We start from the raw sequence: 21964 nt of genomic DNA on the forward strand, positions 1-21964 counted from the left end.
ATGAGCCAAGCGGCACAGAACCTCAACTGGTTGATCACCAACTTCGTGGACAACACCCCGGGTGTGTCCCACACCGTCGTCGTGTCCGCCGACGGTCTCCTTCTGGCGATGTCCGAAGGCTTCCCGCGCGACCGCGCGGACCAGCTCGCCGCGGTGGCGTCCGGGCTGACCTCGCTGACCGCGGGAGCCTCCCGGATCTTCGAGGGCGGCAGCGTGGCGCAGACGGTCGTCGAGATGGAACGCGGGTTCCTCTTCCTGATGTCCGTCTCCGACGGCTCGTCGCTGGCCGTACTCGCCCACCCCGAGTGCGACATCGGCCTCGTCGGCTACGAGATGGCGCTCCTGGTCGACCGCGCGGGCGCCGTGCTCACGCCCGACCTGCGCGCCGAGCTCCAGGGCAGTCTGCTCCACTGATCGGTTACGGCACCACCCATCTCACCAAAACACCGTCCGGCCGCCACAATCCCCCCACCGGCCACGTCAGACGGCTTGACTGACCCACTTGCTGTCCCGCCCGGAGGATTCATGACCCCGCCCACCGCCTCTCATGATCCGTACGCGGAGCCGTACGGGGACGAAGGCGACCAGCCGCTGGTACGTCCCTACGCGATGACCGGCGGGCGGACCCGGCCGCGCTATCAGCTCGCCATCGAGGCGCTGATCAGCACCACGGCCGACCCGGCAGCACTCATGGGGCTGCTTCCCGAGCACCAGAGGATCTGCCACCTGTGCCGCGAGGTGAAGTCGGTCGCCGAGGTCTCGGCGCTGCTCGCCATGCCGCTCGGTGTGGCGCGGATCCTCGTCGCCGACCTCGCCGAGGCCGGCCTGGTCGCCATCCACCAGCCGGGTGGCGACGAGAACAACGGCGGTGCACCGGACGTGACACTGCTCGAAAGGGTGCTCAGTGGACTTCGCAAGCTCTGACGCGGGCCGGGCGACCACCTCGGCGAAGATCGTGGTGGCGGGCGGCTTCGGCGTGGGCAAGACCACGTTCGTCGGCGCCGTCTCGGAGATCAACCCGCTGCGCACCGAGGCCGTCATGACGTCCGCCAGCGCGGGCATCGATCGGGCCCGACACCCCGATCATCACGACGGACGCCCGGCACCGCTCGGACGCCAAGAGCGCGCTGATCACCCTGGTGGAACACGCCCTGATGGCACGGCTGAGATAGCCCTCAAGTCAGAAGATCAATACGGCAGTTGTCGTAGGCGTTCCGGAGTCGGCTGTGGCCTTTGACACGGTCGGCTCCGGTGTTCATAACGTTTCGGCAGAGGAATCGGGTGGTACGGCCACGCGTCGCGGTCAACCGGTCTCGCTGCGTCCACATAAGCCCCGTCATTTGACGGGGCTCGCTCTGTATGACCGTTTTATGTGGGGCTTACTTCACTCGGAACCATCTCTTTCCCATGTTTGGAAGACCGCAGGCCGTCGTGCTGGAATGCCTGAACTGCCCAATAGTCAAAGACGTACTTGTACGAGGTACTGGTTGGTCGATGGCGGACCGGGCTCTGAGACACTGCGGCACGACGAAGGTGCCGACCGCCGAGAGGTTGTTGGTCGAGTGAGGCGAAGCAAGAACAGTCCCGAGCCGGCGGCGCGGGGCAACTTCACCCCGCCGCCGCGCGGAGCGGCGCCCGCCCCTGTGCCCGGCTCGGAGCCGACGGCCGCGCCCGCCAAGAGCGGTGGCCGTCTCTCGCCGCGCAACTGGCGCGTGCCCACCCGGCTGAACGCGATCCTGCTCATACCTGTGCTGGTCGGCCTCGTCATGGGCGGCTTCCAGGTGAAGGGCTCGATCGACACCTGGCAGGAGGCCCGCGACGCCGAGAAGGTCGCGAAGATCGTGGCCGCCGCCGGCGACTACGCCGAGGCCCTCCTCGACGAGCGGGACGTCTCCGCCCAGCCCCTCCTCAAGGGCGACCGCAACAGCCAGATCGTGAAGGACGCCCGCGCCCTCACGGACGAGAAGGCCGCCGCCTTCCACAAGGAAGTCATCGGCATGCCGGCCAAGCAGGGCCTGGAACGCCGACTGGCCCTGGTCGAACAGGCCGAGCCGAAGCTGGAGCAGATCCGCCAGGCGGCGTACACCGCGTCCATGGACCCGGTGAGGACCGAAGAGGGCTACGTCGCGGTCGAGCACCTGCTGATGGAGTTCTCCAACGAGCTCGGCCTCGGCACCGGCAACATCACCGCCTACGGCCGCACCGTGTACGCCGTCGCGCTCGCCAAGGGCGCCGAGTCGCTGCAGCGCTCCATCGGCATGCACCTGCTGGTGCGGCCCAGCAGCGACCAGAAGATCTACCGCCAGCAGGTCACCGCCTTCACCTCGTACGCCTACCTGGAGGCCGTCGCCGTCCAGGAGTACCAGTCCGGTGGCACCACGCAGGACGCCGCCCGCCTCCAACAGGTCATGCAGCAGAAGACCGAGGAGGCCAAGAAGCAGTTCGCGGCCGCCCAGGCCAAGGAGGAGGCCGCGGGCAAGAACGTCGTGACGCCGCCCTCCATGAGCGAAATGATCACGGCGATCGGCAGCGGCCGGACCCCCGACCAGCTGGAGCAGGCGGGCATCACCCCCTCCACCTGGATGACGGCCGCCACCGCGAAGTTCGAGGGCTACAGCCAGGTCGAGAGCGAGCTCATCAACCGGGCCGTGCAGGACGCCGGCCAGATCGCCTCCGACGCCCAGCGCGACGCCTACATCAACGGCGCCATCGTCGTGGTGGCCCTGCTCGCCGCGTTCATCATCGCCGGCCTCATGGCTCGCCAGATGAGCCGCTCGATGCGCCAGCTGCGCAACGCCGCCTTCGGTATCGCCGAGCAGCGCCTGCCCATGCTGGTCGACCAGCTCTCCCGCACCGACCCCGGCCGTGTCGACACCCGGGTCGCGCCGATCCCGATCACCACCACGGACGAGATCGGCGAGGTCGCCCGCGCCTTCGACCAGGTCCACCGCGAGGCGGTCCGGCTCGCCTCCGAGCAGGCCCTGCTGCGGGGCAACATCAACGCGATCTTCACCAACCTCTCGCGCCGCAACCAGTCCCTGATCGAGGGCCAGCTGACCCTGATCACCGACCTGGAGAACAACGAGGCCGACCCGGACCAGCTGGAGAACCTCTTCAAGCTGGACCACCTGGCCACCCGTATGCGCCGCAACGGCGAGAACCTCCTCGTCCTCGCCGGCGAGGAGCCCGGCCGCCGCTGGGACCAGCCGGTCCCCCTGGTCGACGTGCTGCGCGCCGCCTCCTCCGAGGTGGAGCAGTACGAGCGCATCGAGCTCTCCGGCGTCCCGGAGGCCGAGATCCACGGCCGCGCCGTGACCGACCTCGTGCACCTGCTCGCCGAGCTCCTGGAGAACGCCACCACGTTCTCCTCCCCGCAGACCAAGGTCCGCGTCACCGCGACCCGTCTCCCCGACGGCCGCGTGATGATCGAGATCCACGACAAGGGCATCGGCCTCACGGCCGAGGACTTCGCGGACATCAACCACAAGCTGGCCAACCCGCCGACCGTGGACGCCGCTATCTCCCAGCGCATGGGCCTCTTCGTGGTCGGTCGGCTGTCCGACCGGCACGGGATCCGCGTCCAGCTGCGCCCCTCGGGCGAGCAGGCCGGAACCACCTCGCTGGTCATGCTGCCGGACGCGATCACGCACGGCGGTGGCGGCGAGACCGCGCTGGGCGCCGACGAGTTCACCGTCTCGCAGATCATCCCGGAGCAGCAGTTCCAGGGTGAGAGCTTCAACCAGCTCCCGCCCATGCGCACCGCCGCCGAGCTCGGCTTCGACGACAGCCGCTACACCGAGGTCCCGGACGACATACGGGACCTGGACCCGGTGGGCCGCTCCCTGATGCGTGAGGAGCGCCGTGCGGCCCTGGAGGCCCAGACGCAGGGCCAGCCCTCCCCCGAGACGCCCGGATACGGCGACGAGTTCGAGGCCCAGCAGCCCGGCTACACCAACGGGCACGGCGCGTACCCCGAGCAGACGACGGCGTACGACCAGCAGACGGCGTACGACGATCAGCAGCAGACGGCGTACGAGGAGCAGCAGCGCCCCTCGTACGACGAGCAGTACTACGCGCCTGGCGGCGGTCTGCCGCACAACGACTCCTTCACGCCCAACGGCCAAGGCTCCTTCACGCCCAACGGCGGTGAGTCGTTCACGCCCAACGGCGGTGAGTCCTTCTCGTCGAACGGCGGCTACCCCGAGCCCTCCTATCCGGAGCCGGCCCAGGAGGAGCCCGCGTCGGCCGCCGCCGCCACTCCGGAGGGCTACCAGGCCTACGACGAGCAGCCCTACCAGGACGACTGGCCGCAGCAGCAGCCACAGCAGAGCGGTTTCCAGAACGGCTACCCGGACCAGTACGCTCCGGAAGCGGAATCCACGCAGGCCGCTGACGCGAGTGAGCAGGACCGCGTAGGCTTCGACCGTCCGGAACCGGCCCCTTCCGCCGGTCACGGGCTCACCGACGCCGGGCTTCCCCGCCGCGGATCCTTCGCGAGTGGTTCGAACGGCGCGCGGCCCGCGCGCCAGGAAGCGCCGGCCCCCACGTCGGAGAGCAACGGCGAGGGCGACTGGCGTTCGGCGAACGACGCGCGCTGGCAGCAGGCCTCGCAGCTCCGGAAGCCCAAGGCAGGCGGGGTCACCTCGTCCGGTCTGCCGCGGCGGGTGCCCAAGGCCAACCTGGTCGAGGGAGCCGCCGAGACCACCCCCCAGGGCGGTCCACAGATCTCCCGCGCCCCGGAGGACGTCCGGGGCAGGCTGAGCAACCTGCGTCGAGGCGTCCAGCGCGGACGCAACGCAGGCAGTGAAACGAACGGCCAGGGCTTCGGTCCTGACAGCACCTACAACCAGGAGCGTTAGTGTGAGCCCGATGAGCCAGGCGGCACAGAACCTGAACTGGTTGATCACCAACTTCGTGGACAACACCCCGGGGGTGTCCCACACGGTGGTGGTCTCCGCCGATGGACTCCTTCTGGCGATGTCCGAAGGCTTTCCCCGCGACCGCGCCGACCAGCTCGCGGCCGTCGCATCCGGTCTGACGTCACTGACGGCGGGCGCCTCCCGAATCTTCGAGGGCGGCCACGTGAACCAGACGGTTGTGGAGATGGAGCGGGGATTCCTGTTCCTCATGTCCATCTCCGACGGTTCCTCCCTCGCGGTCCTCGCGCACCCCGAGGCGGACATCGGCCTCATTGGGTACGAGATGGCCCTTCTGGTGGACCGGGCCGGATCGGTCCTGACGCCCGATCTTCGTGCGGAACTCCAGGGAAGCCTGCTCAACTAACAGACGGACGGTGCGTTTTGGCGTCTCGGGGCCGTAAGGTTTCGAGACGCGGCTTCCACAGCGATGGGTGCCCGGCACAGTCGGAGGAGGAGAGAAAGTGGCAACACCCCCAGGCGGTTCGTCTTCGGGTCATTGGCCGTACGGCCCTGGCCAGGGCCAGGGCGACGGCTCGGCGAACCGGTACAACTTCCCCTCCGCACCCAGCCACGGGCGGCAGCCGTACGCACCCCAGGGCCCCCAGGGGCCCGGGCCGTCGCCGTACGACCAGCCGCCGGCGCCGCGCATCCAGCCCGTGCAGCCGCAGCGCCGAGGCCCCGAGCCCGCGCCCGCCGGGGCGTCGAACAACCCTCTGGTGCGCCCGTACGCCATGACGGGCGGCCGCACCAGGCCGCGGTACCAGCTCGCCATCGAGGCGCTGGTCCACACCACTGCGCAGCCGCACCAGATGCAGGGCCAGCTGCCCGAGCATCAGCGGATCTGCAACCTCTGCCGGGAAATCAAGTCGGTCGCCGAGATCTCGGCGCTCCTCACGATCCCTCTCGGCGTGGCCAGGATCCTCGTCGCCGACTTGGCGGAGGCGGGACTGGTCGCCATCCATCAGCCCGGCGGCGACGAGAACGCCGGCGGCCAGCCAGACGTGACACTGCTCGAAAGGGTGCTCAGTGGACTTCGCAAGCTCTAGCGGAGGGCCTTCCCGCTCCACCACGTCCGCGAAGATCGTGGTGGCTGGCGGCTTCGGCGTGGGCAAGACCACGTTCGTCGGCGCCGTCTCGGAGATCAACCCGCTGCGCACCGAGGCCGTCATGACGTCCGCCAGCGCGGGCATCACGACGGACGCTCGGCATCGCGCTGACGCGAAGAGTGCGCTGATCACTCTCGTGGAGCATGCGCTGATGGCTCGGCTCCGGTAGGACATCTCCCTCCCCGCCGCCGCGGCGCGCAGCCACGACGGCGGGGACCGGCGGTGCCGAACCGACCGGGAACCGTCGCACACAGAGAAGGGCCCCTCCTCGACGGAGGGGCCCTTCTCTTACGTACAACCGGCTCAGCGGCGCAGCCTAGTGCCAGCTGTGCGGGGCGCGGAAGCCGCCCTCGCGCTCCAGGCGGCGCCAGCCGGCCTTCGCGCGGCCGCGGTGCGTCGGGGTGGGCTCGGAGGTGCGCGCCGCGGCACGGGCCAGGAGGATCGCCGTGATGGCGGCGACTTCCTCGGGCTCGGCGTGGCCCTTCTCGACGCGGATGTCAGGGGTTTCCATGGCTGTCAGTCTCCAGGAGAGAGGTTTCCGCGGAGGTACCGCGAGGAATCCGCCGGGTTACTGCGGGGGGTTGCCGTGCTTGCGGGAGGGCAGGTCGGCGTGCTTGGTGTGCAGCATCGCCAGGGACTTGATCAGTACCTCGCGCGTCTCCGCCGGATCGATGACGTCGTCGACCAGGCCGCGCTCGGCCGCGTAGTAGGGGTGCATCAGTTCGGCCTTGTACTCCTTGACCATCTTCTGACGCATGGCCTCGGGGTCCTCGGCGCCGGCGATCTGGCGGCGGAAGATGACGTTGGCCGCGCCCTCCGCGCCCATCACGGCGATCTCGTTGGTCGGCCAGGCGTACGTGAGGTCGGCGCCGATGGACTGGCTGTCCATGACGATGTAGGCACCGCCGTAGGCCTTGCGCAGGATCAGCGAGATGCGCGGCACGGTGGCGTTGCAGTAGGCGTACAGCAGCTTCGCGCCGTGCCGGATGATGCCGCCGTGCTCCTGGTCGACACCGGGGAGGAACCCGGGGACGTCCAGGAAGGTGACGATCGGGATGTTGAAGGCGTCGCACATCTGGACGAAGCGCGCGGCCTTCTCCGAGGCCTCGATGTCCAGGACGCCGGCCAGCGCCTGCGGCTGGTTGGCGACGATGCCGACGACCTGGCCGTCGAGGCGGGCCAGGGCGCAGATGATGTTGCGCGCCCAGCGCTCGTGGACCTCCAGGTACTCGCCGTCGTCGACGATCTCCTCGATCACCTTGGCCATGTCGTACGGCCGGTTGCCGTCCGCGGGGACCAGGTCGAGCAGGGCGTCGCCGCGGCGGTCGGCCGGGTCGGAGGCCTCCACGCGCGGCGGGTTCTCGCGGTTGTTCTGCGGCAGGAGCGAGAGGAGGTAGCGCACCTCGGCGATGCACGTCTCCTCGTCGTCGTAGGCGAAGTGGCAGACACCGGAGGTCTCCGCGTGCACGTCCGCGCCGCCGAGGCCGTTCTGGGTGATCTCCTCGCCGGTGACCGCCTTGACGACGTCCGGGCCGGTGATGAACATCTGCGAGGTCTCGCGGACCATGAACACGAAGTCCGTCAGGGCGGGGCTGTAGGCCGCGCCGCCCGCGCAGGGGCCGAGCATCACGCTGATCTGCGGGATGACACCGGACGCCTTGGTGTTGCGCTGGAAGATGCCGCCGTACCCGGCGAGGGCGGAGACGCCCTCCTGGATGCGGGCGCCGGCGCCGTCGTTCAGGGAGACCAGCGGCGCACCGGCCGCGATGGCCATGTCCATGATCTTGTGGATCTTGGTGGCGTGGGCCTCGCCCAGCGCGCCGCCGAAGATGCGGAAGTCATGGGCGTAGACGAAGACCGTACGGCCCTCCACCGTGCCCCAGCCGGTGATGACACCGTCGGTGTGCGGCTTCTTGGCCTCCAGACCGAACCCGGTCGCCCGGTGCCGGCGCAGCTGCTCGACCTCCTGGAAGGAACCCGGGTCGAGCAGCAGCTCGATCCGCTCCCGGGCGGTCAGCTTGCCCTTGGCGTGCTGCGCCTGGGTCGCCTTCTCGCTCGGTCCGGCCAGTGCCCGCGCACGGATCTCGTGCAGCTCGGCGACGCGGCCGCGAGCGTCCGTCGGCTCGTCCGTCGGCCCGTCGGTCGACTCACCCGTCGTCTCTTCCAAAACGGTCATGTAGCGACCATACGAAGCCGGGCAAGAAAAGCGGGCCGTCGACTCCTCACAGTCTCCGGAGCGTTTTCCTGGTACCACTGAACAGAACCGCACCGCCATGCAGCCCTTCTGACTGCTCAGGGGGCATGCCCGTTGTAGGTGTCGGACAAAGTCAGGGGCTGAGAGTCAGCTCACATACATGTGTGGCGCATACCGCCCCCGGAGTGATGAGCAGCCTCGCACGACGGCCGGTCGCGAGTACGTCGACCGTATCGTCCGCCCGCACCACCCCTGCCACCGGACGGTCCCAGACGATCTCCAGCGGCTCGCCCGTGCGGGGCGGCTCGCTCACGCAGAGCGTAGCCGTCCGGCCCCGCCGCCTGACCAGCACGCTCGCACCCGCCGACACGGACAGCCGGCCCACGCTGCCGCCCCGCCAGAAGACGGCCGCCGTGAGGCCGAGCGCGGGCACGGCCACCGCCTGCCGGTCGCCGTCGTTGGCGAGGACCGACAGCCGCCCCCCGGCCGCCGCCCACGTCCCGACGGTACGGCGGGAGGCACCGGGGAGCAGGACGTAGGCGTAGGTGGCGCCGGCCGGGTCCGTGCCGTGGTCGAGCCAGAGCGTCTGCCAGCGCCGGGTGCGCCGCTCGGTCGTACCGCCGGTGTTGATGTCGGCCCAGGCCCCGGTGCGGTCCTCGCGCAGCGCCCGCAGCTCCCCGTCGAGCACGATCCAGCCACCGTGGCCCTCCAGGTGTGCCCAGTTCCGGCCACGCACGAAGGCCTGGGTGCCGCCCTCGCCGAGGTTGCGGTTGTCCACGACCGTTTCCACGGGCACCCCGTCGGCGCAGCTGATGTCCGCACCGAGGCAGATCACAGCCTCGGCGGCGCAGAACCACGCCTTGCGGGCCTCGAGCGTCGAGCCGAGCCCTTCGAGGTGCTGCCCGATCGCCGCGTACTCCCCGTCCGTGGTGCCCCCGACCCACCGCACGTCCGGCTTCGGCTCGCCCCACTCACCGCCGGCGCGGTCGGGCAGGCGCCGGGTGGAGACCGTGGTGCCGGGCAGCCGGTACCAGTCCACGGTCGGCCAGAACCAGTCGCTGTACTGGTCGGTGCGCCCGGCCCACCAGCAGAGCATTCCGGCGCCCGTGTGCCAGCCGCGCGGGTTCTCGCCGTTGCCGCACTCGTAGTGGGCGATGCGGTCGCTGGCCATGGAGATGCCGGCGGTGAAGGCCGGGCGCCGGTGCACGGCACGGTCCATCGCCGCGAACAGGTGGTGCCCGACGGGTTCCGGGGCTGCCGGCACGGCGGACGCGGCGACGGCGTGCAACCGTGCGAGGTCGGCGACGCCGAACTGGGGCGCCGTCAGGACCGGTGTGACGTCGTCCCGTTCGATCCACCCCTTGATCAGGCCGTACCAGCGCTCGCGCTCACCCCGGCCGGCGCCGGCCGCGAGCAGGGCGATGGCGGCGATGAGCGCCTGTCCGTGGAAGTGGTCACCGCGCGGAATCTGCCGGTCGTCGCTCTTCAGCTGTCCCCGGCTGATGGCCCGCCCGCTGACGCAGTCCATCACCAACCCGTCGTGGATCAGCGGCGCGTAGGCCCGCTCGACACTGTCGAGGACGATCCGCCGGTTCGGGTCGGTCACCTCCCAGTCGGAGCCGGCGAGCAGAGTGAGAAGCCGGCCGAGCCCGTCCAGCATGACCTGTCCGTACGTCCCCGAGTAGGCGACCCAGGTGTGCTGCACGAACGAGCCGTCGGCATACAGGCCGTCCCCCTGGGTGACGTACGGGAAGACCGGCGAGAGCGCGTCCCGGGCGAGGGCGATGCGCTCTCCGGCCCGGCCGAGGACGCCGCGCAGGGCGACGGAGCGGCACAGGTCGACACGGTTGGCGCCGGTGGACGTGCCCGAGTAGTCGGTGAGCATCGCGTCCGGAATGAAGTGGTCGACGGCGGCGCAGGCGGCGGCTCGCTGTCCGTCGGTGAGGTGGTCGTGGAGGGCGAGCGCGATGTCCATCAGCAGCCGGGGGCTGCCGATCTGCCATTCCCACCAGTTGCCGTGGCGGGTGGTGGAGGGGTTGTAGACCGTGGCGGAGAGGTGGTCGAGGCCGCGCAGCACGTCGGCGAGGAGGGCGGGGTCGCCGGTGGATCCGGTGCCGCGCTGGACGTACGCCTGGGCCATGGTCCACAGCCGGCTGTAGCTGTGGGTGATGCCGGACGGGGGGTCGTAGGGGTGGTCCGGCCAGAGGGAGGTGAGGCTGGGGACCATCGCGGCACGGTGGGAGCGGGCGAGCCGGCCGGTCTGGGCGAGGCGGGAGGCGTAGGGCTCGGCGGTGGGGTCGTAGCGGGTGCCGAGGGTGATGTCGAGCCAGCGGTGGCGGAGGGAGTCGTAGGGGTCGGGCGGGAGGCCGGGGGTGATGGCGAGGAGGGGGGTGAACAGGAAGCTGCGGCGGGTGGGGGCATGTCACCGGCATCTATCACGTGGGGCGACGAATGTGAACAGAAAGTAGTTTCGTGAACACTCTGCGAATGGCGACCGATGATGTTGAATCTTGAACAGAATGGGTCTATGGTCGTAACCGTTGGATCTGATTGAAGGTTCAACAACAGCCTGAACGCCTGAACTCATCCCCCCAGGAGCACGCCATGGGCATCTTCGGCCGCAAGGACACCAGCGACGCGACCGCCGCCGCAGCAGCCGTCAACCCCGAGCTGGCCTCACTCACCGGCGACTACACGATCGACACCGCTCACTCCACCCTGGGCTTCGTCGCGCGCCACGCGATGGTCACCAACGTCAAGGGCAAGTTCTCCGACTTCGCCGGCTCGCTGCACCTCGACGGCAGCGACCCGGCCGCGTCCACCGCGTCCCTCGACGTCAAGATGGACAGCATCGACACGGGCTCCGCCGACCGCGACGGTCACCTCAAGAGCGCGGACTTCTTCAAGACGGACGAGTTCCCGACGATGACCTTCCGCTCGACCTCGGCCGAGGCGCTGGGCGGCGACGACTACCGCATCACCGGCGACCTCACCATCCTCGGCGTCACCAAGCCCCTCACCATCGATCTCGAGTTCAACGGCTCCGCCAAGGACCCCTTCGGCAACGAGCGCGTCGGCTTCGAGGGCAAGGCGGAGATCCTGCGCTCCGAGTGGGGCCTGACGTGGAACGCGGCGCTGGAGACGGGCGGGGTCCTGGTCTCCGACAAGATCAAGCTCAACTTCGACATCTCGGCGATCCGCAACGTGTGAGGCCGTTCCTGCGTGGTCTCCTGATCGCCCCTCCCTGAGCGCGCCCGCCCTCCACTCCCCCGCCATGGGGAGGGCGGGCGCTCGGCGTTTCGTCACACGGCCCGCAGTCCGGTGAGGGCGGCTGCCGGTTGAGCCGCGCGGGTGTCCGGGGTACGGGCGCGGAGCAGCCCGAGCATGAGGAGGTACTGATCCGTGTGTCCGAGCGCCTCGAAAACCTCCTTGCGCCGGGGTCACGCTCGAGCGCGGCGGCAAGATCCTCGGGGACGGTGGCGTTCCGCTGCGACGCGTAGGCACCGGCCCACCGCCCGTCCGCCTTCGCCTCCTCGGCCTCGGCAATCCCATCCGGCCGCATACGACCGTCGGCGGCCGACTCCCCCGCCCGCCGCACGTTGACCATCGACCACAGACTCGCCGGCCGACGCGGGGCAGTCCTTCCGGGCTGCCGGTGTGGCCGGAACGCGCCCCTTGTGCGGGCGCTTCCGGCGTTTACATAATCCAGCAGCAAGATTTGACAAGAACATGCCAGCAGAACGGCCATTTTTTACCGTTTTCTGCTTGGCATGCGCATGCCATCCCCGAAGGTCGACCCCCCACGGAAGGCATCACCTTGAAGAAGCTCCTCACGGCCCTCAAGAGATGCGCGGCCGCCGCTGCCGCCGCCCTCGCGATCGTCAGCCTTCAACCCGTTTCCGCCGCGCAGGCGGCCCCGTCTCCCGTCGTCGGCGGAACCCGCGCCGCGCAGGGCGAGTTCCCGTTCATGGTCCGTCTCTCGATGGGGTGCGGCGGCGCGCTCTACACCCAGCAGATCGTGCTGACGGCCGCCCACTGCGTGAACGGCTCCGGAGCCAACACCAGCATCACGGCCACCGCCGGAGTCGTGGACCTCCAGTCCAGCAGCGGGCGCGTCCAGGTCCGCTCCACCAGGGTCCTGCAGGCCCCCGGCTACAACGGCACCGGCAAGGACTGGGCGCTCATCAAGCTCGCCCAGCCCATCAACCTGCCGACCCTGAAGATCGCGACCACCGCGCAGTACAACACCGGTGACTTCACGGTCGCCGGATGGGGAGCGGCCCGCGAGGGTGGCGCGCAGCAGCGCTACCAGCTCAAGGCCACGGTTCCGTTCGTCAGCGACGCCACCTGCAAGGCGTACGGCGGTCTCTACCGGGGTCTGGTCGCGAGCGAGGAGATCTGCGCCGGCTTCGCCGCGGGCGGTGTCGACACCTGTCAGGGCGACTCCGGCGGCCCGATGTTCCGCAAGGACAACGCCGGTGCCTGGATCCAGGTCGGCATAGTCAGCTGGGGCGACGGCTGCGCCCGGCCCAACGCCCCCGGCGTCTACACCGAGGTCTCCACGTTCGCCTCTGCCATCGCCTCGGCGGCGTCCACCCTCTGATCCTCGGCCTCGCACACCTCTTCCGCGGGCCCGGCGCCACCAAGCGCCGGGCCCGTACGCCGTTCCGCCCTCAGAACCCTCCCCCGAAGTCCCCGCCGCCCCCGCCGAAGTCCCCTCCCCCGCCGAACCCGCCGCCGAAGTCGCCGAAGTCGCCCGAGTCGAAGTCGGCGCCGGAGACGTCGCCGCCCTCGTACCCGCCGCCTGCGAAGTCGCCGTAGCCGGAGCCGTAGTCGGTGGCGTAGCCGGGGGTGGCCATCATGCTGCCGAGCAGGGTGCCGACGAGCAGGCCGGGCAGGAGGCCGCCGCCGAAGTAGCCGCCGGCCCAGGGGCCGTAGGCGGGGCCCGCCTCCCAGTAGGGGCGGCGGCCGTAGTCGCTGTCCACCTCGCGGATCACGGGGTCGCGGCCGTCGGCGAGACGGGTGCGGTCGGCCGCGCAGACCGGGACCTCGCGGGCGGCACCGGACGGCGGCGACCAGGCGGCGTCGGCCACCGACGGGCCGTGGCGGGGGTCGAAGAAGCAGGGTGGGCGGCGTTCCGGCAGGGGGCGGCGCTCGCGGCGGGCGGCCAGTTGCGCGAGCGAGAAACGGCCGTCGTCCAGGGCCTGGGTGACCGGGCGGACGTCCTCCGGTCTACGGGCCTGCGCCATGGACGTCTTCGCCGTGTCGTAGGCGTCCAGCGCGCGTTCGTAGTCCGCGCGCATCGCGTCGTCGGCGCCCCGTTCGGCCGGGTGGAAGTCCAGGCGGTCCAGTTCCTCGCCGAAGGCCGTGATGTCCTCGTCCACGACCACGCGCAGACGCTCCAGGGCGGCTCGCTGTTCGTTCTCGTGGCGGCGGCGGTTGCGGCGGACCAGGGTGTACGCGCCCGCGCCGCCCGCGAGCAGGATCGCACCGACGGTGATCAGGCCGGTGGCGGAGACCCCGCCCCGGCTGCCGTCGGAGCCCCAGCTCGCCGGTGCCGAGCCGCCCATGTTGGTCAGGGCGCGGTCGGTGAAGTCGTCCAGCTGGGTCTTGGCGTTCGACTCGTCACTGACGCTGGTGACGAGGTTCCGCACGGCCGCGTTGGACAGGACGGTGGAGTCGGCGCGGGCGCTGAACTCGTCGCCGAGGCGGATGGCGTACAGGCCGGTGACGCCGGTGGCCGTGCGCAGGTCGGTGAAGAGGTCCTGCTTCGGGTAGTCCTTCGGCAGCACCGCGATGAAGAGCGGTTTGTCCGCGTCCTTGATCTGCTTCTCGAGGGCGTTGGCGTCCGCCTCCGACAGCTGGCCGGAGGCGGCGGGGTCGACGTAGACCGGGCTCTCGCGGAGGGCGGCGGCGATCGTAGAGACGCTGGTGGCAGCACCCGCTCGTGGGGCGCCCGCCGAGAGCAGGGTCAGGGCGGCGAGCGCCAGCGCGATCAGCAGTCCGGCGAGGCCTCGGGTCGGTGTCACGACCTTCATACTTCGAAGCTACCCAAAGCGCATCAATGCCAGACATAAAGAGCAATTCTCAGGCGGTGCGGGTGGGCGCCCCGCTTCAGCGGTGCCCACCCGCCCCGGCTCACTTCGCCGGCGCCACACCCGCTCGCAGGAGGCCGTAGGTGTACGCGTCCTCCAGCGCCTGCCAGGACGCGGCGATGACGTTCTCGGCGACGCCCACCGTGGACCACTCGCCGGAGCCGTCGGTCGTGGAGATCAGGACGCGGGTCGTGGACTGGGTGCCGTGCACGCCCTCCAGGATGCGGACCTTGTAGTCGACCAGGTCGAGCTTGGCGAGCTGGGGGTAGATCTTCTCGAGGCCGACGCGCAGGGCGCGGTCGAGGGCGTTGACCGGGCCGTTGCCCTCGGCGGTGGCGACGATGCGCTCGCCCTTGGCCCAGAGCTTGACGGTGGCCTCGTTGGCGTGGGTGCCGTCGGGGCGGTCCTCGACGATGGCGCGCCAGGACTCCACGTCGAAGTACGTGAGGGGCCTGCCCTCGACCTCCGCGCGCAGCAGGAGCTCGAAGGAGGCGTCCGCGGCCTCGTAGGTGTAGCCCTTGAGTTCGCGTTCCTTGACCCGCTCGACGACCCGGCCGACCAGTTCGCGGTCGCCGCCGAGGTCGATGCCGAGTTCCTTGCCCTTGAGCTCGATCGAGGCGCGGCCGGCCATGTCGGAGACCAGCATCCGCATGGTGTTGCCGACCAGCTCCGGGTCGATGTGCTGGTACAGGTCGGGGTCGACCTTGATGGCGGAGGCGTGCAGGCCCGCCTTGTGGGCGAAGGCGGAGACTCCCACGTAGGGCTGGTGGGTGGAGGGAGTGAGGTTGACGACCTCGGCGATGGCGTGCGAGATGCGGGTCATCTCACGCAGGCGGCCGTCGGGGAGGACCTTCTTGCCGTACTTCAGTTCCAGGGCGGCGACGACCGGGAAGAGGTTGGCGTTGCCGACGCGCTCGCCGTAGCCGTTGGCGGTGCACTGGACGTGGGTCGCGCCGGCGTCGACGGCGGCCAGGGTGTTGGCGACCGCGCAGCCGGTGTCGTCCTGGGCGTGGATGCCGAGGCGGGCGCCGGTGTCGGCCAGGACGGTGGAGACGACGGCCTGGACCTGGGCGGGGAGCATGCCGCCGTTGGTGTCGCAGAGGATGACGACGTCCGCGCCGGCCTGGGAGGCGGTGCGGACGACCGCCTTCGCGTACTCGGGGTTGGCGCGGTAGCCGTCGAAGAAGTGCTCGCAGTCGACGAAGACCCGGCGGCCCTGCGCGCGCAGGTGGGAGACGGTGTCGCGGACCATCTCCAGGTTCTCGTCGAGCGTGGTGCGCAGGGCCAGTTCCACGTGCCGGTCGTGCGACTTGGCGACGAGGGTGATCACCGGGGCGCCGGAGTCCAGCAGCGCCTTGACCTGCGGGTCCTCGGATGCCTTGGCACCGGCGCGGCGGGTGGAGCCGAACGCCACCAGCTGCGCGTGCCGGAACTCGATCTCCTGCTGGGCGCGGGCGAAGAACTCGGTGTCGCGAGGGTTGGCGCCGGGCCAGCCGCCCTCGATGAAGCCCACGCCGAAGTCGTCCAGGTGCCGTGCGATGGCCAGCTTGTCGGCGACGGTGAGGTTGATGCCCTCACGCTGGGCGCCGTCGCGGAGGGTGGTGTCGAAGACGTGGAACGAGTCGTCGAGCTCGCTGGTTTCCGTCATGGTGTCAAGGCTCCTGTTGAAAATCTCGGTCTACCGGAATGACCGGCTCCACCGTCCCCCCATGGTCCCTCGCGCTCCCTTCCCGGCTGTAGGTGGGCCAGGAAAACGAAAAACCTCTCGCGGGTGCGAGAGGTCTGCGCGCGGGTCGAGGACACGATGGCCGCCCGTACCTGGTCGTACGTGGCGGTCACTGCGGACCGGCGCGCCTGCTGCCAATAATCGTGGCGAACGAGAGCACGGAGGCAGTCTGGCACAGCGCTGCGCCCGTCTCACGCCCGTCTCAGGATGCGAGCAGCGTCATGGGGCCGCCGCCACGCGGACGGCGTCCGGGACGAGCCGCGTCTCGTACCCGCTGCAGCAGTCGCTGGCCTCGACGGCGATCTCCGCGCCGCAGGAGCAGATCCGGTTGATGCCGCGGTAGGGGTCGGATCCGCAGCAGCCGCCCCAGCGGGAGGTGTCGGGGTGGTTGTCGAGCTCCACGACGTCGTCCGGGTGCAGGACGTACGTGCCGCGCGGTCCGGCCGAGACGAGAAGGCCGCGTTCGTCGGACATCCACTTGCCGCCGGGCACGATTCCGTCGTACTCGTCCTCCGCGTCGGCCCCGACCGGCTCGAACGGCGCCCCGAAGGGAAGCGGATCGACGACGTACGTCCCGCGCGGGACGCTCGGGGGGCCGTGCCGCCGGCCGTCCGGGCCGGGGAGGCCGTCCCAGCCGGGGTACGGGGGCATCTCGTCGAGCCGGCGGACGGGTTCGGTCAGCCGGCGTCCACAGGAGACACAGAGGAGTACGTTCACTCGTACGTTCTAGTCGGTCGTCGGCCCGGGCCGCTGCTGAATTTCGCGGTGGCGCACCAGCAGCGGCCCGTGTGGCGTTGCTCAGCCCAGCTCGTGCATCCAGCCGTGCTTGTCCTCGGCCGTTCCGCGCTGGATGTCGAGGAGGGCGCGGCGCAGCTTCAGGGTGACCTCGCCGGGCTCGCCGCCGGACTGCTGCCACTCGGCGCCGGTGCGCTTGACCGTGCCGACGGGAGTGATGACAGCGGCGGTGCCGCAGGCGAAGACCTCGGTCAGGGTGCCGTCGGCGGAGTCCCGCTGCCACTGGTCGACGGAGACGCGACCCTCCTCGGCCTCGTAACCGAGGTCGCGGGCGACGGCGAGGAGGGAGTCGCGGGTGACGCCCTCCAGGATGGAGCCGGTGAGGGACGGGGTGATGATCTTGTTTCCGTACACGAAGTACAGGTTCATGCCGCCGAGCTCCTCGACCCACTTGCGCTCGACCGCGTCGAGGTAGCAGACCTGGGCGCAGCCCTGGGCGGCTGCCTCGGCCTGGGCGAGGAGGGAGGCGGCGTAGTTGCCGCCGGTCTTGGCGTCGCCCATGCCGCCGGGGACGGCGCGGACGTGGTCCTCGGAGACCCAGATGGAGACGGGCTGGACGCCGCCGGGGAAGTAGGCGCCGGCCGGGGAGGCGATCACGAGGAAGAGGTACTCGTTGGCGGGCTTCACGCCCAGACCGACCTCGGTGGCGATCATGAAGGGGCGCAGGTAGAGGGACTCCTCGCCGCCGTGGGCGGGCACCCAGTCCTTGTCCTGGCTCACCAGGACGTCGCACGCCTCGATGAACGTCTCGACGGGCAGCTCGGGCATGGCGAGGCGGCGGGCGGAGGCCTGGAAGCGCTTGGCGTTCTTGTCCGGGCGGAAGGTGGCGACGGACCCGTCGGGGCGGCGGTAGGCCTTGAGGCCCTCGAAGATCTCCTGGGCGTAGTGCAGGACGTTGGTCGCCGGGTCGAGCGGAATCGGCGCGTACGGAACGAGCTGGCCGTCGTGCCAGCCGCGGCCCTCGGTCCACTTGATCATCACCATGTGGTCGGTGAAGTGGCGGCCGAATCCGGGGTTGGCCAGGATCGCCTCGCGCTCCGCGGCGGAGAGCGGGTGGGCGGACGGCTTGAGCTCGATCGTGGGCGTCGTCATGAGTGGTTGTCCTTCACCGGTTGTAGTGACGGGCCGCGCTCACGCCTGTACTGCCAGTCGTCAGTGCTAGGACGTCCGAGCATTCCCTCACACCGCGGCTCCGCGTTCGATTATCTCGCGAGCCTGGCGGCGGAAGAAAACGGGGTGAACTCGGCCCAGGGGATCGATGGTGGCACCCGGCGAGGCATACGAAAAGCCGCCGGGTGCGGATGCGACCCGGCGGCTTCGAGGAAGCGGAGCAGCCCGGGTCAGCCGGCTACTCGTACGGCGAGCGCGTCGCCGATCTCCGACGTGGAGCGGGCGGGCTTGCCGGTGCGCTCCGCGAGGTCGGTGGAGACGGCCTCGTCGATGCGGGCGGCCTCGGCGTCGTAGCCGAGGTGGCGCAGCAGGAGGGCGACGGACAGAACCGTGGCGGTGGGGTCGGCCTTGCCCTGGCCGGCGATGTCCGGGGCCGAGCCGTGGACGGGCTCGAACATGGACGGGAACTCGCCCGACGGGTTGATGTTGCCCGAGGCCGCGACGCCGATGCCGCCGGAGACGGCCGCGGCGAGGTCGGTGATGATGTCGCCGAAGAGGTTGTCGGTGACGATGACGTCGAAGCGCTCGGGCTGGGTCACCAGGTAGATGGTGGCCGCGTCGACGTGCATGTACTCGGTGGTGACCTCGGGGAACTCCGCGGCCACCTTGTTGAAGGTGTTGGTCCACAGGTGACCGGCGAAGGTCAGCACGTTGTTCTTGTGGATCAGTGCGAGCTTCTTGCGCGGGCGGGCCTGAGCGCGGGCGAAGGCGTCACGGACCACGCGCTCGACACCGAAGGCCGTGTTGACGGAGACCTCAGTGGCGACCTCGTGCTCGGTGCCCTTGCGGATGGTGCCGCCGTTGCCGGTGTACGGGCCCTCGGTGCCCTCACGGACCACGACGAAGTCGATCTGCGGCTCACCGGCGAGCGGGGTGGCGACACCGGGCAGGAGCTTCGACGGACGCAGGTTGACGTGGTGGTCGAAGGCGAAGCGGAGCTTGAGCAGGAAGCCGCGCTCCAGGACACCGGACGGCACCGAGGGGTCGCCGATGGCGCCGAGCAGGATGGCGTCGTGCTGCTTGAGGGCGTCGAGGTCGGCGTCGGTGAGGGTCTCACCGGTGGCGTGGTAGCGCCGGGCGCCGAAGTCGTACTCCTTGGTCTCCAGCTTCACATCCTGCGGAAGGACGGCGGAGAGGACCTTCAGGCCTTCGGCCACGACCTCCTGGCCGATGCCGTCACCGGGGATCACTGCGAGATTGAGGCTGCGAGACATGCGGGCACCCTACTCCTCGTCCCATGGAATGACATGGACTGTCCGCCATCCGGACACGTCCCGGGGTGGCGGCTTCATCCTGTCGGGTTGCGTTCACCCCTACGTTGGACGGGCGTTGGGGTTTGCTGGGAAGTTCACCGTCATGGAGACCCCGGACTTCGGCATCCCGCCCAGGCTCGCGAGCCGGATGAGCATGGCGGAACAGTACGAGTACCTGCGCACGAGGCTGTCCCGGCGCCGCACGCTGGTGACCGCGGGCGCGGTGGCGGGCGGGCTGCTGACCGGCTGCTCGGGAGGGTCGCAACCGTCCGGCGCGGCGACTCCCGCCCCCTCCGCCTCGTCCCTCGACAAGGCACCCGGCTCCGCCGTCGTCCCCTTCGGCCGCCATCTCGCCTTCGGCGCCGACCCCAGGACGCAGATGCGGATCTCCTGGCAGGTGCCGTCCACGGTCAGGAAGCCCTACGTGCGCGTCGGGGCGCGGCCGGACGACCTGGGCCGCAGGATCGAGGCGGAGGTGCGCGACCTGCACACCCCCGGGGTCGAGGGCGTGCGGCCCGCCGTCGAGCAGTACTACCTGCACGCGGCCCTGGACGACCTGCTGCCCGGGACGACGTATTACTACGGCGTCGGCCACGACGGCTTCGACCCGGCCGCCCCGGACCACCGCTCCACCATCACCTCGTTCCGTACGGCGCCCTCGAACCCGGAGACGTTCGTGTTCACCGCGTTCGGCGACCAGGGCGTCGGGCGGGCCGCGGCCGCCAACGACCAGGTGCTGCTGCGGGAGAAGCCCGCCTTCCATCTGCACGCGGGTGACATCTGCTACGCGAACTCCAGCGGCAGCGGCAAGGAGTCGGACGGCTACGACGCCCGCTTCTGGGACCTGTTCCTGAAGCAGACCGAGCCGGTGGCGAGGTCGGTGCCGTGGATGGTGACGACCGGCAACCACGACATGGAGGCCTGGTACTCCCCCGACGGCTACGGCGGCCAACTGGCCCGCTTCTCCCTCCCGGACAGCGGCTTCGACCCGCGCACCGCGCCGGGCGTCTACGCGTTCAGGTACGGCAACGTCGGCATCGTGGCGCTGGACGCCAACGACGTGTCGTACGAGATCCCGGCCAACTTCGGCTACTCGGAGGGGAAGCAGACGGCGTGGCTGGACACCGAGCTGGGTGAGCTGCGGGCGGCCAAGGGGATCGACTTCGTCGTGGTCTTCTTCCACCACTGCGCCTACTCGACGTCCGCCCACGCCTCCGACGGCGGTGTCCGCGCGGAGTGGCTGCCGCTGTTCGCCCGGCACCAGGTGGACCTGGTGATCAACGGGCACAACCACGTCTACGAGCGGACCGACGCCGTGAAGAACGGCGAGGTGGGCAAGCCGGTGCCGATCGGCGGGTCCACGGATCCCACGCGGGACGGGATCGTGTACGTCACGGCCGGCGGGGGCGGCAAGGACCTGTACGGCTTCCCGGCGGGCGTGAAGGAGAGCTACGAGGGGCACGTCGGCGAGCGTGAGGCCGTCGACACCTTCCACTGGACGAAGTCACGGCAGAACAGCCCGGAGACCGTTCAGTGGTCGCGGGTGCGCTACCGGGGCTTCTCCCTGCTGTCGGTTCAGGCGCGGGCCGGGTCCGACCCGCGCCTGACGGTGTCGGCGTTCACCGACACCGGTCGGCGTGTCGACCACTTCGAGGTGCGGCGCGGCCGGTGAGAGGTTCAGTGGCCGGTCTCGCCGCCGTTGTCGCGGCGGTCGAGGGCGCGCTGGAGGGCTGCGGCGGCGTTCTTGCGGTCGGACTCGCTCGTGCGGGAGACGTGACGGACTCGGCGGCGGACGGTCGTCTCGGCCATGGGGATCGACTCCTTCGAAAACCCGGGAGGCGGACAAGAGACGCCGGAAGGGGCGGGGAGCGTGGGCCGCAGGGATTGCCTGCGTGGGGCCCGGCTCACGACCGCCATTCGCTTGGTCGAGCGAGACGTTCGGCTTCTACAAAAGTAAGTGAGGACAGCGCGCCTGTCTCCACAATTACTTGGGCTTCCTACTATCTGAGACGGTGAAACGAGTCACACGGCGCTGACCTGCCCTTTCGCCGTTGCCGTCAGTTCCCCGATCTGCGCCCGCGCGGCCGCGTGGCGGCGAGTTCCGGGGAGGGGCGATGCCGAGGTCGGCCCGCCCCTCGACCACGCCCGTCAGAGCACTTCCCCGTCCCGCCAGTCGAAGACCAGTTCGGCCTCGGGGTTGTCCACGTCCGCCGGGCCGGGCCATACGAAAATGGAGCCCTCCTCCTCGGGCAGCCGGACCACGCCGTCCGGGCCGAGCGCGCAGATCCGCCCGGCCCAGCTCCGCCAGCCACGGGCCGTGTACAGCTGGGCGCCCTCCGCGCTCCCGGACAGCGCGCCCAGGGCGTAGGCGCGGGTGATGACACCTTCGAGGGCGCCCATGATCTGGGTGCCGACCCCGGTGCGCCGCACGTCCCGGCGTACGGCGACCCCCTCGACGTAGCCGACACGCAGCCAGCGCGTCCGGTACCGCACGCGCCGCATGACGACGGCGCCGTGCCCGGCGAGCCCGCGCTCGTCGTGGGCGAGGGCGTGCATGCCGCCGAGGGTGTGGTCCCAGTCGTCGTCGCTGAAGTCCGCGTCGAAGGCGTCGTACAACAGGCCACGGACGGACCGGAGTTCGGCGGGGGTGAGGTCGGCGGTGTGGGCGGTGCGCAGGTCGAGGGCCATGCGGCGAGTATCACCGGC

The 21964-nt window shown here is 70.3% G+C and carries 18 protein-coding genes and 2 pseudogenes; 10 read left to right on the top strand and 10 right to left on the bottom strand.

Features of this window, described 5'->3' with window-relative positions; translation table 11 throughout:
* The 7 genes and pseudogenes from IG99_RS25820 to IG99_RS25845 all read left to right on the top strand — a co-directional run.
* Nucleotides 1–414 (top strand): roadblock/LC7 domain-containing protein, encoded by a 414-nt coding sequence (locus IG99_RS25820; RefSeq protein ID WP_003993189.1) that lies wholly within the window; start codon nt 1–3, stop codon nt 412–414.
* Nucleotides 415–525: 111 nt separating this feature from the next.
* Nucleotides 526–924: a DUF742 domain-containing protein gene (locus IG99_RS25825; protein WP_019058642.1), complete on the top strand. Its 399-nt coding sequence runs from the start codon at nt 526–528 to the stop codon at nt 922–924.
* Nucleotides 905–1172: pseudogene (locus tag IG99_RS45830) on the top strand (hypothetical protein). Before IG99_RS25825 ends, IG99_RS45830 begins: the two are co-directional and overlap by 20 nt.
* Nucleotides 1173–1562: 390 nt before the next feature.
* Nucleotides 1563–4859: a sensor histidine kinase gene (locus IG99_RS25830; protein WP_199815597.1), complete on the top strand. Its 3297-nt coding sequence runs from the start codon at nt 1563–1565 to the stop codon at nt 4857–4859.
* Nucleotides 4860–4869: 10 nt separating this feature from the next.
* Nucleotides 4870–5283 (top strand): roadblock/LC7 domain-containing protein, encoded by a 414-nt coding sequence (locus tag IG99_RS25835; protein ID WP_037677846.1) that lies wholly within the window; start codon nt 4870–4872, stop codon nt 5281–5283.
* Between the two features lie 97 nt (nt 5284–5380).
* The gene (locus IG99_RS25840; protein ID WP_037677631.1) at nt 5381–5965 is read left to right on the top strand and encodes a DUF742 domain-containing protein; all 585 of its coding nucleotides are present in this window, start codon (nt 5381–5383) and stop codon (nt 5963–5965) included.
* A pseudogene (locus IG99_RS25845) lies at nt 5946–6161 on the top strand (ATP-binding protein); the annotation flags it as partial. The gene IG99_RS25840 and the pseudogene IG99_RS25845, both read left to right, overlap by 20 nt.
* A gap of 180 nt (nt 6162–6341) precedes the next feature.
* Here the strand turns inward: IG99_RS25845 and IG99_RS25850 are convergent.
* The 3 genes from IG99_RS25850 to IG99_RS25860 all read right to left on the bottom strand — a co-directional run bounded on the left by IG99_RS25850 (nt 6342) and on the right by IG99_RS25860 (nt 10617).
* A complete protein-coding gene (locus tag IG99_RS25850) occupies nt 6342–6536 on the bottom strand; it encodes an acyl-CoA carboxylase subunit epsilon (RefSeq protein ID WP_037677635.1) in 195 nt (64 codons plus the stop codon).
* A gap of 57 nt (nt 6537–6593) precedes the next feature.
* Entirely contained in the window at nt 6594–8201 is a 1608-nt protein-coding gene (locus IG99_RS25855; protein WP_037677636.1) for an acyl-CoA carboxylase subunit beta, read from the bottom strand.
* Between the two features lie 151 nt (nt 8202–8352).
* Complete coding sequence (locus tag IG99_RS25860; RefSeq protein ID WP_051865885.1) at nt 8353–10617, bottom strand: polysaccharide lyase 8 family protein; 2265 nt, start codon at nt 10615–10617, stop codon at nt 8353–8355.
* A 206-nt stretch (nt 10618–10823) separates the two neighbouring features.
* On the opposite strand from IG99_RS25860, the gene IG99_RS25865 reads away from it, so the two are divergent.
* Nucleotides 10824–11429, top strand: coding sequence for a YceI family protein (locus IG99_RS25865; protein ID WP_037677638.1), 606 nt, complete (start codon nt 10824–10826; stop codon nt 11427–11429).
* Between the two features lie 607 nt (nt 11430–12036).
* Nucleotides 12037–12822: a S1 family peptidase gene (locus IG99_RS25870; protein ID WP_037677640.1), complete on the top strand. Its 786-nt coding sequence runs from the start codon at nt 12037–12039 to the stop codon at nt 12820–12822.
* Between the two features lie 70 nt (nt 12823–12892).
* On the opposite strand, the gene IG99_RS25875 is transcribed toward IG99_RS25870, so the two are convergent.
* The 5 genes from IG99_RS25875 to IG99_RS25895 form a co-directional block, all read right to left on the bottom strand.
* Nucleotides 12893–14257, bottom strand: a complete 1365-nt coding sequence (locus IG99_RS25875) for a hypothetical protein (RefSeq protein WP_037677642.1) — start codon at nt 14255–14257, stop codon at nt 12893–12895.
* A gap of 100 nt (nt 14258–14357) precedes the next feature.
* On the bottom strand, nt 14358–15962 hold the full coding sequence (cimA, locus tag IG99_RS25880; RefSeq protein ID WP_037677643.1) for a citramalate synthase: 1605 nt from the start codon (nt 15960–15962) through the stop codon (nt 14358–14360).
* Between the two features lie 297 nt (nt 15963–16259).
* The gene (locus IG99_RS25885) at nt 16260–16757 is read right to left on the bottom strand and encodes a hypothetical protein (RefSeq protein WP_037677645.1); all 498 of its coding nucleotides are present in this window, start codon (nt 16755–16757) and stop codon (nt 16260–16262) included.
* A gap of 81 nt (nt 16758–16838) precedes the next feature.
* The gene (locus IG99_RS25890; RefSeq protein ID WP_037677647.1) at nt 16839–17927 is read right to left on the bottom strand and encodes a branched-chain amino acid aminotransferase; all 1089 of its coding nucleotides are present in this window, start codon (nt 17925–17927) and stop codon (nt 16839–16841) included.
* A gap of 248 nt (nt 17928–18175) precedes the next feature.
* Entirely contained in the window at nt 18176–19219 is a 1044-nt protein-coding gene (locus tag IG99_RS25895; RefSeq protein ID WP_037677649.1) for a 3-isopropylmalate dehydrogenase, read from the bottom strand.
* Nucleotides 19220–19361: 142 nt separating this feature from the next.
* Here IG99_RS25895 and IG99_RS25900 point away from each other — a divergent pair, with 142 nt between their 5' ends.
* Entirely contained in the window at nt 19362–20930 is a 1569-nt protein-coding gene (locus IG99_RS25900) for a purple acid phosphatase family protein (RefSeq protein WP_037677650.1), read from the top strand.
* A gap of 5 nt (nt 20931–20935) precedes the next feature.
* Here the strand turns inward: IG99_RS25900 and IG99_RS51420 are convergent, their stop codons facing one another.
* Nucleotides 20936–21067: a hypothetical protein gene (locus tag IG99_RS51420; protein WP_015493350.1), complete on the bottom strand. Its 132-nt coding sequence runs from the start codon at nt 21065–21067 to the stop codon at nt 20936–20938.
* A 339-nt stretch (nt 21068–21406) separates the two neighbouring features.
* Nucleotides 21407–21946, bottom strand: coding sequence for a GNAT family N-acetyltransferase (locus IG99_RS25905; protein ID WP_037677652.1), 540 nt, complete (start codon nt 21944–21946; stop codon nt 21407–21409).
* Between the last annotated feature and the right edge of the window lie 18 nt (nt 21947–21964).

This window comes from Streptomyces griseus subsp. griseus, from assembly GCF_000720255.1.
In the GTDB taxonomy this organism is placed as follows: Bacteria; Actinomycetota; Actinomycetes; order Streptomycetales; family Streptomycetaceae; genus Streptomyces; species Streptomyces griseus_I.

Coding starts and splice junctions, on each gene's coding strand:
- IG99_RS25820 (WP_003993189.1), top strand. CDS start 1: ATGAGCCAAGCGGCACAGAACCTCAACTGGTTGATCACCAACTTCGTG.
- IG99_RS25850 (WP_037677635.1), bottom strand. CDS start 6,536: ATGGAAACCCCTGACATCCGCGTCGAGAAGGGCCACGCCGAGCCCGAG.
- IG99_RS25835 (WP_037677846.1), top strand. CDS start 4,870: ATGAGCCAGGCGGCACAGAACCTGAACTGGTTGATCACCAACTTCGTG.
- IG99_RS51420 (WP_015493350.1), bottom strand. CDS start 21,067: ATGGCCGAGACGACCGTCCGCCGCCGAGTCCGTCACGTCTCCCGCACG.
- IG99_RS25905 (WP_037677652.1), bottom strand. CDS start 21,946: ATGGCCCTCGACCTGCGCACCGCCCACACCGCCGACCTCACCCCCGCC.
- IG99_RS25855 (WP_037677636.1), bottom strand. CDS start 8,201: ATGACCGTTTTGGAAGAGACGACGGGTGAGTCGACCGACGGGCCGACG.
- IG99_RS25900 (WP_037677650.1), top strand. CDS start 19,362: ATGGAGACCCCGGACTTCGGCATCCCGCCCAGGCTCGCGAGCCGGATG.
- IG99_RS25865 (WP_037677638.1), top strand. CDS start 10,824: ATGGGCATCTTCGGCCGCAAGGACACCAGCGACGCGACCGCCGCCGCA.
- cimA (WP_037677643.1), bottom strand. CDS start 15,962: ATGACGGAAACCAGCGAGCTCGACGACTCGTTCCACGTCTTCGACACC.
- IG99_RS25890 (WP_037677647.1), bottom strand. CDS start 17,927: ATGACGACGCCCACGATCGAGCTCAAGCCGTCCGCCCACCCGCTCTCC.
- IG99_RS25895 (WP_037677649.1), bottom strand. CDS start 19,219: ATGTCTCGCAGCCTCAATCTCGCAGTGATCCCCGGTGACGGCATCGGC.
- IG99_RS25875 (WP_037677642.1), bottom strand. CDS start 14,257: ATGAAGGTCGTGACACCGACCCGAGGCCTCGCCGGACTGCTGATCGCG.
- IG99_RS25825 (WP_019058642.1), top strand. CDS start 526: ATGACCCCGCCCACCGCCTCTCATGATCCGTACGCGGAGCCGTACGGG.